Here is a 4,123-nt window from a genome sequence, read left to right as displayed (position 1 = left end):
TGGGCCCAGGGTCCCATGGGCGGCCCGATGGGCCAGGGTCCCACGGGCGGTCCGATGGCGGGCCCGGCGGCTAGGGCCCCGGTGGCGACACCGACGCCCACGGGCGGTCCGACGGTGGGCCCGGCGGCTAGCCCCGGTGGCGACACCGGCGCGCGTCCCTCAGGAGGGCGCGCCGCCGTCGGCTTCCAGGTCCGACCGCGTCACCGTACCCGGGCGTGCGTGACCCGACAGGGCCAGGGTCAGGTCGAACTCCGCCAGGAGGCAGCGGATGACGTGCTCCACGCCCGGCTGGCCGTCCAGGCCCAGGCCGTAGACGTACGGGCGCCCCAGCAGGACCGCCCGGGCACCCAGGGCCAGGGCCTTGAAGACGTCGTCGCCGGTGCGTACCCCGCTGTCGAACAGCACCGTCAGCCGGTCGCCGGCCGCGTCCGCGACCCGGGGCAGCGCGTCGGCCGCCGCGACCGACCCGGCCACCTGCCGGCCGCCGTGGTTGGAGACCACCACACCGTCCATCCCGGCGTCCGCGGCGAGCCGCGCGTCGTCCGGGTGCAGGACGCCCTTGAGGACGATCGGCCCGTCCCAGTGCTCCCGCAGGAACGCCAGGTCCGGCCAGGTGTGGCTCGCGTCCCCGAACAGGCCGAGGAAGTGCAGCACCGCCGCGTTCGGGTCCTCGTGCACCGGCTTGGCGAGGCCCGCCTGGAACGCCGGGTCGGTGAAGTAGTTGGCGGTGCCCACGCCGTGCACGAACGGCAGGTAGGCCTGGTCCAGATCGCGGGGCCGCCACGCCAGCAACGGGGTGTCCAGGGTGACGACCAGCACCGAGAAGCCGGCGGCCCGCGCCCGGGCGAGGAAACTCCGGGTCACCTCGCGGTCCTTGCCCCAGTACAGCTGGAACCACCGCTCGGCGTCCCCCATCGCCTCCGCGACCTGCTCCATCGGCGTGCTCGACGCCGACGACAGGATGTACGGCACGCCCTGCGCGGCGGCGGCCCGGGCGGCGGCGGTCTCGGCGTCCGGGTGCATGATCGACAGCACGCCGACCGGAGCGAGGGCGAGCGGTGCCGGCAGGGTCCGCCCGAGCACCTCGGTGGTGAGGTCGCGCTCGTGCACGTCCCGCAGCATGCGCGGCACGATCCGGCGCCGGACGAGGGCCGCCCGGTTGACGCGGGCCGTGCCGCCGTCGCCCGCGCTGCCCGCCACATAGCCCACCGGGCCCGGGCCGAGCCGGTGTTCGGCCAGCTCCTCCAGCCGGGTCAGATCGGTGGGGAGCCGGGGCACGGCCCCGGTCATCCCGTTCAGGTAGATCTCGTACTGGAAGTCGGCCCAGTGCTGTGCCATCCGTCAACTCCCGCCCGTCGTCTGCCGCGTGCGCCCCCGACGATACGACCGGTACGTCGGACGGCGCGCCACGGGATCACGTCAGCCGGCCCCGCCCGCCGGCACGGGAGCGGGGGCGTCGGCAGCGGCTCCGGGGCCGGTGATCGGCGGCACCGGGACCTCGACCGTACGGACCAGCCGGGCGCCCTCGGGGCCGTAGGCGGCGCGGGGTTCGGGGAACAGCCACAGCAGAGCCAGGTAGAGCACCGCGGCCGCCGCCAGCGAGAGCGGCAGGCTGATGTCGACACCGTGCGCCAGATCGCCCAGCGGACCCACGAACTGGCCCGGGATGTCCGTGAACAGCACGCCGATGAGCGCCGACACCCACCACGCGGTCATGCCACGCCAGTTCCAGCCGTGCGCGAACCAGTAACGGCCGCCGCGCTGACGGCGGTTGAAGACCTGGAGCGCGTCCGGGTCGTACCAGCCGCGACGAGTCCAGAAGCCCAGCATCATCACGACCATCCAGGGCGTGGTGCAGGTGATGATCATCGTGGCGAAGGTGGAGATCGACTGGACCAGGTCCAGGCCGAACCGGCCGACGAAGATGAACCCGATCGACAACACGCCGACCAGCAGCGTCGCCTGGACCCGCGACAGCCTCGGGAACACGGAGGAGAAGTCCAGGCCGGTGCCGTACAGCGAGGTCGTGCCCGTCGACATGCCGCCGATCAGCGCCAGCAGACAGACCGGCAGGAAGAACCAGCTCGGCGAGATCGCCAGCAGCCCGCCCACGAAGTCCGGCGCGGCCGGGTCGACGTACTTCGGCGCCTTCGTCGCCACGATGCTGGCCGTCGCCAGACCGAACACGAACGGCAGCAGCGTCGCGAGCTGGGACAGGAACGCGGCCCCGACCACCCGGCGGCGCGGCGCGGAAGCCGGGATGTAGCGCGACCAGTCGCCGAGGAACGCGCCGAACGACACCGGGTTGGACAGCACGATCAGGGCCGCGCCGATGAAGGACGGCCAGAACATGGACCGCGTCGCCGCGTCGGCCGAAGCCGTGAACACCCCGGCGTACGACGGGTCGAAGTCACCGGCGAACGCGACCGCGCCGAGCAGGAACAGGGCGCTCGCCGAGGTCACCGCGATCTTGTTGACGAACAGCATGAACCGGAAGCCGTAGACGCACACCGTGAGCACCAGACCGGCGAAGAGCGCGTACGCGACGACGTACGACAGGTTGTTGCGCTCCAGGCCGAACAGCCGGTGCGCGCCGCCGACCAGGGCGTCGCCCGAACTCCACACCGACAGGGAGAAGAACGCGACCGCCGTGAGCAGCGACAGGAACGAACCGACCACCCGGCCGTGCACGCCGAGGTGCGCCGAGGACGACACGGCGTTGTTGGTGCCGTTGACCGGGCCGAACACCGCCATCGGGCACAGGATCAGCGCGCCCGCGAGGACACCGAGCACGGTGGCCGCGAGGCCCTGCCGGAACGAGAGCCCGAACAGGATCGGGAAGGCGCCGAGGACGCAGGTGGAGAAGGTGTTGGCGCCGCCGAAGGCGAGCCGGAACAGGTCCAGCGGGGTCGCGGTGCGGTCGGCGTCGGGGATGCGTTCCACACCGTGGGCCTCCACCTCCGTGAGGGCGGGCCCGGACGAGGCGGCGGACGCGGCGGGTGGTTCGGGCTGTGCGGACACGGGCGCTCCAGCGGGGACGGCGGCGGGGTGCGCCGACGGTACGGCGGGCGGAACCGTGTGATCCAGAGGGCGGTTCATCCAACTTTCGCGCCGCCGATGGATGAATCGCCCTCCGCCGGGTGGCGGAGGTGCCCGCTCCTGGTGATCACTTCGTGAACACGAGGAGTCATGAAGGGGCGTGGCGCGGTCCGAGCCGGAATGTTTCAAGACGATTAACGAAGAGCTGTTTTTCGGCCATATGGCCGCTTCCATGGCGGGGGAACCGCTCAGTTCCGGGGTCACGGCGTTCGAATTCCGTGACTTCACGCCACTGATTCAACACGAAAGGTTACTGAAACCCATGGGTTCGATGTGAGTTTCGCCGGTGGAGTCGGCAGAGTGGCGCTCGCCGCTCCGGTGCCCGACCGGGCCCGAGCCGGCACCCCGACTGTTCGAGCGGAAGGATGCACACAATGCGGAACACCGCGCGCTGGGCAGCGGCCCTCGGCCTCACGGCCGCCGCCGTTTGCGGACCCCTGACCGGGGCCGCCGTCGCTGCACCGGGCGCCGCCCCGTCGTCGCTCTACGCCCCCTCGGCGCTGGTGCTCACCACCGGCCACGGCAACGACGCGGCCACGGCCACTCCGGAGCGCGCCGTCACCCTCACCTGCGCACCCACCGCCTCCGGCACCCACCCGGCCGCCGTCCAGGCCTGCGCCGAACTGCGTGGTGTCGGCGGCGAGCTGGACGCCCTGAAGCCCGCCGACGACGTGATGTGCACCAAGGTCTACGACCCCGTCGTCGTCACCGTCCAGGGCGTCTGGCAGGGCAAGCGCGTCTCCTACGAGCGCAGCTTCGGCAACGCGTGCATGAGGGATGCCGTCGGCGGCAGCCTCTTCGCGTTCTAGGGCCGGGATCGCACGGGTCCCCGTGGACGCCGGATCAGGCCCGCAACTGGGGAGTGCGGCCCCCTGGAGCGGGGAACCTGCGATCTCGCACCGGGGCCGGGGGGGGGGGGGGGGGGGGCCGCCCGGGACGGGGAAAAACCCACCCCCCCAGGCCTCCCTTGGGGGAGTCGCCCAGGGGAGCGGGAGAAAAAAACTTTTTTTCCTCCGTTTTGTCC

Annotated in this window: 4 protein-coding genes; 2 read left to right on the top strand and 2 right to left on the bottom strand. The window is 72.3% G+C overall.

Translation table 11 applies throughout. The features are described 5' to 3' along the window. Nucleotides 1-159 precede the first annotated feature (159 nt). Nucleotides 160-1,338 carry a lactate 2-monooxygenase gene (locus ACZ4WH_RS19220; RefSeq protein WP_468181866.1) on the bottom strand — a complete coding sequence of 393 codons (1,179 nt, stop codon included), beginning with the start codon at nucleotides 1,336-1,338 and terminating at the stop codon, nucleotides 160-162. A gap of 81 nt (nucleotides 1,339-1,419) precedes the next feature. Then, nucleotides 1,420-3,021: a purine-cytosine permease family protein gene (locus ACZ4WH_RS19215; RefSeq protein WP_468181864.1), complete on the bottom strand. Its 1,602-nt coding sequence runs from the start codon at nucleotides 3,019-3,021 to the stop codon at nucleotides 1,420-1,422. 178 nt (nucleotides 3,022-3,199) lie between these two features. On the opposite strand from ACZ4WH_RS19215, the gene ACZ4WH_RS19210 reads away from it, so the two are divergent. Together ACZ4WH_RS19210 and ACZ4WH_RS19205 are read left to right on the top strand one after the other, a co-directional pair. Further along, a complete protein-coding gene (locus ACZ4WH_RS19210) occupies nucleotides 3,200-3,376 on the top strand; it encodes a hypothetical protein (RefSeq protein WP_468181862.1) in 177 nt (58 codons plus the stop codon). Nucleotides 3,377-3,473: 97 nt separating this feature from the next. Next, nucleotides 3,474-3,908, top strand: a complete 435-nt coding sequence (locus ACZ4WH_RS19205; RefSeq protein WP_468181860.1) for a protease inhibitor — start codon at nucleotides 3,474-3,476, stop codon at nucleotides 3,906-3,908. Nucleotides 3,909-4,123 lie beyond the last annotated feature (215 nt).

This window comes from Streptomyces sp. NPDC029138, from assembly GCF_055564375.1.
Note: the sequence above shows the minus strand (reverse complement) of the source record. Positions and strands in the feature narration are given on the sequence as shown.